4 protein-coding genes and 9 pseudogenes are annotated in these 6,489 nt (G+C 36.1%); 1 reads left to right on the top strand and 12 read right to left on the bottom strand.

Translation table 11 applies throughout. The annotated features are described in order from the left end of the window. Positions 1 to 216 (top strand): annotated as a pseudogene (locus tag WGMM_RS05940) (group II intron reverse transcriptase/maturase); the annotation flags it as partial. Positions 217 to 352: 136 nt separating this feature from the next. Here the strand turns inward: WGMM_RS05940 and WGMM_RS06985 are convergent. The 12 genes and pseudogenes from WGMM_RS06985 to WGMM_RS04845 form a co-directional block, all read right to left on the bottom strand. Beyond that, a pseudogene (locus tag WGMM_RS06985) lies at positions 353 to 1,053 on the bottom strand (phage tail tape measure protein); the annotation flags it as partial. Positions 1,054 to 1,069: 16 nt separating this feature from the next. After that, positions 1,070 to 1,189: pseudogene (locus WGMM_RS06975) on the bottom strand (phage tail tape measure protein); the annotation flags it as partial. Position 1,190: 1 nt separating this feature from the next. Further along, a pseudogene (locus tag WGMM_RS06970) lies at positions 1,191 to 1,734 on the bottom strand (phage tail tape measure protein); the annotation flags it as partial. Between the two features lie 109 nt (positions 1,735 to 1,843). Further along, the gene (locus WGMM_RS04885) at positions 1,844 to 2,101 is read right to left on the bottom strand and encodes a phage tail assembly protein (protein WP_010405430.1); all 258 of its coding nucleotides are present in this window, start codon (positions 2,099 to 2,101) and stop codon (positions 1,844 to 1,846) included. Positions 2,102 to 2,184: 83 nt separating this feature from the next. Next, complete coding sequence (locus WGMM_RS04880) at positions 2,185 to 2,466, bottom strand: type II toxin-antitoxin system RelE family toxin (RefSeq protein ID WP_010082215.1); 282 nt, start codon at positions 2,464 to 2,466, stop codon at positions 2,185 to 2,187. Beyond that, on the bottom strand, positions 2,450 to 2,650 hold the full coding sequence (locus WGMM_RS04875) for a hypothetical protein (RefSeq protein WP_007303020.1): 201 nt from the start codon (positions 2,648 to 2,650) through the stop codon (positions 2,450 to 2,452). The genes WGMM_RS04880 and WGMM_RS04875 overlap by 17 nt, the downstream gene beginning before the upstream one ends. Positions 2,651 to 2,711: 61 nt before the next feature. Continuing rightward, positions 2,712 to 3,218, bottom strand: a pseudogene (locus tag WGMM_RS04870) (phage major tail tube protein). A 28-nt stretch (positions 3,219 to 3,246) separates the two neighbouring features. Next, a complete protein-coding gene (locus tag WGMM_RS04865; RefSeq protein ID WP_275039490.1) occupies positions 3,247 to 4,023 on the bottom strand; it encodes a phage tail sheath family protein in 777 nt (258 codons plus the stop codon). A gap of 382 nt (positions 4,024 to 4,405) precedes the next feature. Then, positions 4,406 to 4,679: pseudogene (locus WGMM_RS04860) on the bottom strand (hypothetical protein); the annotation flags it as partial. A 10-nt stretch (positions 4,680 to 4,689) separates the two neighbouring features. Then, positions 4,690 to 5,448, bottom strand: a pseudogene (locus WGMM_RS04855) (hypothetical protein); the annotation flags it as partial. Next, positions 5,436 to 5,718: pseudogene (locus WGMM_RS04850) on the bottom strand (hypothetical protein); the annotation flags it as partial. The pseudogenes WGMM_RS04850 and WGMM_RS04855, both read right to left, overlap by 13 nt. A gap of 10 nt (positions 5,719 to 5,728) precedes the next feature. Beyond that, a pseudogene (locus tag WGMM_RS04845) lies at positions 5,729 to 6,489 on the bottom strand (hypothetical protein); the annotation flags it as partial.

Below are 6,489 nucleotides of genomic sequence, written 5' to 3'. Positions count from 1 at the left end.
TTTAAATACATAAAACAATGGGTAGAGAAGAAAGCAAGACGCAATCTGATGCAACCCAGAAAAGCAAAAGGATTTGGCTGGAAAAGGTGGAGTAGCAAATGGATATACGAGACTCTTGGTCTATATTCGGACTGTAGAATAAGATATTACGTCCCGAAAGCCTTACCAGCACAATATGCTATAAACTTTGGTAAAGAATCTACTAGGAAAGCGTAGTGCGGGAAAACCGCATGCTGCGTTTGATGAGGCGGGAGCTGGAAACGTAAACACGGGAATTTTGGATTGAGGCCCAGGATGAAAATAGTGGATCAGCCACCAAACCCCAAAGAGGCGCGCCAGTTCTCGACCCTACTGTGGTGTCTACACGGTTTTGAAATTCTTTCTGCAACGAGCTCTTGTACTCTTCTGTGTCAGCTAGTAACCTTATAGCATTTTCGTATTTGTTAAAACTTCCAGCTAATAATGCAATATCATCTTGATATTCCCGACCGAAAAGTTTCATAAGGATTGTAGAACGTTCCTGGTTATCCATTTTCTTTAGAGCTTGAAAAAAGTAGAGTAATGCTTCTTCGCCGTTTTCGCTTATTCTTTGTACTATTTCTTCTGCAGTTATGCCCATTTTCTCTAATGCTGCTTTAAAATCCCCTCCTTGTTCTTCAGCAGTCTGAAGTTTACTAAGTAGAGCATTTATAGCAGTTGCAGCTTTTGCTGGTTGTTTACCTAAACTAACGAAGGCATTTACTAAACTACTTGTTTCCTTGATGTCAAGACCAAATTGTTTTGCAGTACCACCAACTATTGCTAGAGCTTCAACCATATCTTTTGCTTTGGCAGCAGTGTTATCTGATAAGTGATTGATTACATTACCAACGTATTCCATTTTACTAACATCAATTCCATAAACGTTAGAGAGTTTAGTTATAGAATCACCTGCTTGCTCTGCAGACATATCAAATGCTGTAGACATTTTTGCCACTGTTTCTGTAAACATAAAAAGATCTTCTTTCTTGATACCAAGTTGACCATCACTTGCAGCTATTTGTGCCAGTTCTGNGGCTGATAATGGTANAGTACGTGACATCTCTTTTAACTTCTTTGCAAATTTAGTTGCTTCATCCGTTCCTTTTTTAAAATCTACCACTTTTGTAACATCAGCCATAGCACTTTAAAGTCAATTGCAACTTTAACTNGAGCTGCAAGCGTTAGCCCTAGCCCAATAGTCTCTATAATTTGTGACTTAAAATGTGCTTTGCTTGCTAAAAAACTTTGGTGACTACGTATTGCAGATCCAAGCTTACCATACTTACCTTTTAATACTTCAATAGAAGAGCCAAGTTTATGTTGGTCACTTACTAAGTACTTAATATTTCTTCCACTTTTTCTTACTTCTTCATTAAATGAATGCAAAGCATCTCTCTTTTTCAAATATGCTTCTTTTGCTTTTATTGCGGAGGTTTTGGCCTTGTCAAATTCTGCTTTTAAAGTTTTGCTCGGTTTCTCTATTGCCTTCATTTGTTTAGCTAAAGATTTTACTTGATCTTCAAAGCCCTTCCATGACCTCTTGCTAGTCAAAACATCATGACCTAACTGCTTAAACTTTGATACTGATTTTAAAGATGAGTCAAGCTTTCTTATATTCTCACCAAGATGAGTAAGTTGACTGCTACTTCCTTTTATTACAGTACTGAAACTGCCATCTAGGACTGCTCCAATTTTTATAGATAACGTTGACATTGTACCTTCCTCGCTGCTTTATGCCATAAGATAAATTCATTAATCTCCATATCAAGTATTTGTTCAACCCCGCCTCCTACAACAGAGCTGAACATTAATACTTCTAATCTCAAGTTTTTTGGATAATCGGTGAAAAAAAATCCTTTAATACCTCTTGAATTTTCACATAATCAGCAATATCTAACTCCTCAATTGCTTCTTTTGCAACTGATGTCAAATTGGCAGTCAAAGTTACTTCTTTACTAAGGTCACTACCATTTAAGCGTTCAATTGCAAGATAGTCTCTAACTTTTGGACGTCTAACAGTAAGTTCTGAGACAGAAATTCCATCAACTGTTATTGGGTTATTAAGTGTTATAGCTTGCATGTTCCTCCTTAAAAAGTTAATTAAATAAAAGTCTATATCAGCTTTTACATAACTAATTTCTTTGTATGGTGCTATAAATAGGATTAGCTTTGATAAGAATCTTTTCTGTGTTCAATTGAAGTAATAACTACTGTATGTTCTGGTACATCTATATAATAGAGTATACGATAGGTACTCACCCGTAGACTACGTTGTCCACTTAAGTTATGCTTTAATGGCTTTCCAAGTCCAATTGGATCAACTGTTAGACGCTCCATTATTGCCTTCTTAATCATTAACTTTACTTTTGCTGGAAGAGCCGGAATGTCTTTCTTTATAACAGATTCTGAATAGTCTATATTGTAAGGCTTAATCCCAGAAGGCATCTTGATGTTTAACCCTCTTTTCTTTATAGCGTTCGTCAGCAATCTTAGATAATTCCATATCTTCAATTTCTTCTTCCATTAATTCAGTTAATAACTTTAAAACGGACTTGTCTTGAGATTGTGCTACACTAACAAGTAAACCAGTTAGCTGCTCTATGGAATTTGTATGAGCTTTAGAATCCATATTAACTATGTACCTACAACTCCTTATATTTTAACATTTTTATGTAATTTTGTCAACCATATTAGATCCCTAGAATCGTTTGTAGCAAGGCCATTTGATCAACACCATTTATCTTTCTAATCATATTTTCAGCATCGATTTCTATCAGCTCATTACCGCCTATAGTAAGTTTATAGTAATGGGCAGCTACAGTACATTTCAGCGTTGCTTTCTCAGCAGGTTTCCAGTTACCAAAATCAAATTCTTTAAAAATGCCTCTTAAATTGATTATTACTGCTCCAATATCATTACTTCCACTACCTTACATTCCACCTCTGAGCGTCAAAGATACCGAATTTCCATTTATCAACCCAAATAGCCGAAAGAGCTCTGTATCGTATTCAGCAAAAGTGAAATCTGCTTCAAGCTTTTCCATGCCCATGTCAATATTTATTGGAATATCCATACCACCAGCACAGTACTCTTCTGTTTTTATGGTAAGCTTTGGTAGCGTAATTTCATCCATTTTTCCTGCATAACCCCGACCATCTACGAACACATTAAAATTCTTTAAAATCTTTGGTAGCATCTTTCTTCCCTTTTTCCCTTAATAAAATTTACGACATTTCACTATTCACCAGCCGTGAACGAAAAGTAATCTGTTCTGCTGGATATGGTGGTGTAAACTCAAAATCAAAGTATACTTTTCCACTTGAAATATTTGCTGGTGTGTTTAATTCTGAAGTTGCGTAACATTTTCCGCTGATAATAGCTCCTTGTGCTTTTAAATTGGCCAAATAAGAAATCACCCCCTCAATCACATCATCTATATAAGTTTTTGTGATATTGCGATCAACTGCCCAGAGATGAGCTCGAAGTAAACTATCGTTAATTAAATCTGCAGTGCGCCTTACTGATAGAAAAGCCCATTTCGAATCGTTTGAACATGTTCTATTTCCCCAAACCCTATAGCCATTTTGATGAATTATCGTTGTTACTTCATTTTCATTCAAATGGTTTGCTCTACAATTTGTATTACCGAGCGTAAAATCAATAGGACTGCTGGTGCCAACAATACCATTTATCTCTTTATTTGAAGGTGAGTGCCAAAATCCTTGTTCGCTATATACTTTTGCTATTAAACCAGCTACAAATGGGCTTGCTGGCAAGGTTCCTTCTTTTCCTTCAATAAATACCTTAACCCAAGGGTCAATTACGTAAACTCTTGAGCTGCCTACACTTTTTCTCCATTTTATTGCTTCTTCATCATTAGTATTTGGTCCATCTGCAACAATAATTGCTCTTAATTTTTCTGCTATGGAAATTATAGCCTTTCTTATAATAGTCCGAATGCGATAAGATATGTGTTTATGGCTATAGCAGGCCAGTAGCATATTACGGTCTGTTCGGATTATTGTAAAAAGAGCTATAATTCATGTTTACTGATAACCTTCATACCGCTGCTTGTCAGCGGGATCTATGGTGAGATACCGCGAATGAATCCATAGCTGTACGAACATTCATTTTTGAAGGTAAATTGCACAGTAAATGGTGTCATTCCAGTGCTCTTTTTTTGTCATCCCAGTCTGGGATCTATTTTGCATGTAACTCCAATTGTGTTTTGGCATAAAACGCGACACGTATTAGACTTATTTGCAAGCAAAGCTTGCTAGATCCAAGTAGTCAGGGCACTGGAATGACACCATAGGGGCACTGACGTCATAAAGGAACCAGTGTCAGCTACTTGGATGACAGCTAGCCTAACAACCGTTATCCCGCTGCTTGGTGAGAATTTCCAGCGTATTCGTTAGTATAGTTATTAAAATAAAAACGCACACTATCAAGTGCAGAAAGTTTCGCATTTTCCAATAATTCCAGCTCAATATCTTCCTTATTCCTTTCAACAATTTTCTCTTCTTCTGTTAAACAATAAATTTTTGTGCCAGTCAAAATTCTTTGGTGCTTCATACCAATCATTTCCAGTTGGCTTGTTTTCAAGTGTTGTTGTTTCAATCTGCTTGTGGTTTTCAAAACGTATATAAATAGTCACAAATTCCTCCTCATTGCCATATTTGATCAGTTCGTTCTAACCCTGGACATTGCCAACCCCTGAGCGTCCTTTCCACATCTACCTCAAGCCCTGTGGTGAGAAAATTGCTACGTATGTTATAAATAAAAATAAATAAAAATTGACCATAGTTGTGTACATAATTTGATGCAAGCATACCTTGACTAACTTGTGTTCTGGAATACAGATAAGATGATGTGTAAAGTAATATTGCAACTGTTTTTCCTGCTGGAATCTCCACATTACCAGATCCGGCTAACTTGCTATCAGAACTCGTGTATTGGTAAACATTTTTCCATACTATTTTTAAAATACTTGATTTATTAGAATTAGTGTTATCAGGAGTTCCCACAAATAATCCTGTTCCCCCATACTCCGTACTCGAATACGATGATCCAACAAATTCCATTGTCTTATTTATGTTCACATTGGTTGTATTTTTTACAAATACTACTCCCAGTGCAGCATACGGGTAATAGTATATCTCATCATAACTACCCGAAAAATTTTTTGTGCATAACTCTCCGTAAATAAATGTTCCTTTACTTCCCTCTATAAAACTTAGTTGTCTTGGCCGATAAAAACTAACGTAATCTGTATTGTACGTATGGCTACCTGCTAGTAGTTGTAACATATAGTCAGTTTTTGTCATATCACTACTCCACTTTCCAAGCTCTGTCGTAAAAGTTCCGTGGCCAAAGTAATTATTTTTTCTTCCAAGTACACCAAATAAGAAAGGTAATGACCCTGCTTTTGGTGAGAATTTCCAGCGTATTCGTTAGTATAGTTATTAAAATAAAAACGCACACTATCAAGTGCAGAAAGTTTCGCATTTTCCAATAATTCCAGCTCAATATCTTCCTTATTCCTTTCAACAATTTTCTCTTCTTCTGCTAAACAATAAATTTTTGTGCCAGTCAAAATTCTTTGGTGCTTCATACCAATCATTTCCAGTTGGCTTGATTTCAAGTGTTGTTGTTTCAATCTGCTTGTGGTTTTCAAAACGTATATAAATAGTCACAAATTCCTCCTCATTGCCATATTTGATCAGTTCGTTCTAACCCTGGACATTGCCAACCCCTGAGCGTCCTTTCCACATCTACCTCAAGCCCTGTGGTGAGAAAATTGCTACGTATGTTATAAATAAAAATAAATAAAAATTGACCATAGTTGTGTACATAATTTGATGCAAGCATACCTTGACTAACTTGTGTTCTGGAATACAGATAAGATGATGTGTAAAGTAATATTGCAACTGTTTTTCCTGCTGGAATCTCCACATTACCAGATCCGGCTAACTTGCTATCAGAACTCGTGTATTGGTAAACATTTTTCCATACTATTTTTAAAATACTTGATTTATTAGAATTAGTGTTATCAGGAGTTCCCACAAATAATCCTGTTCCCCCATACTCCGTACTCGAATACGATGATCCAACAAATTCCATTGTCTTATTTATGTTCACATTGGTTGTATTTTTTACAAATACTACTCCCAGTGCAGCATACGGGTAATAGTATATCTCATCATAACTACCCGAAAAATTTTTTGTGCATAACTCTCCGTAAATAAATGTTCCTTTACTTCCCTCTATAAAACTTAGTTGTCTTGGCCGATAAAAACTAACGTAATCTGTATTGTACGTATGGCTACCTGCTAGTAGTTGTAACATATAGTCAGTTTTTGTCATATCACTACTCCACTTTCCAAGCTCTGTCGTAAAAGTTCCGTGGCCAAAGTAATTATTTTTTCTTCCAAGTACACCAAATAAGAAAGGTAATGACCCTGCTT

This window comes from Wolbachia endosymbiont of Glossina morsitans morsitans, from assembly GCF_000689175.1.
GTDB classification, from domain to species: domain Bacteria; phylum Pseudomonadota; class Alphaproteobacteria; order Rickettsiales; family Anaplasmataceae; genus Wolbachia; species Wolbachia pipientis.
The sequence above is the reverse complement of the archived record's forward strand: the minus strand, read 5'-3'. Positions and strand labels throughout refer to the sequence as shown.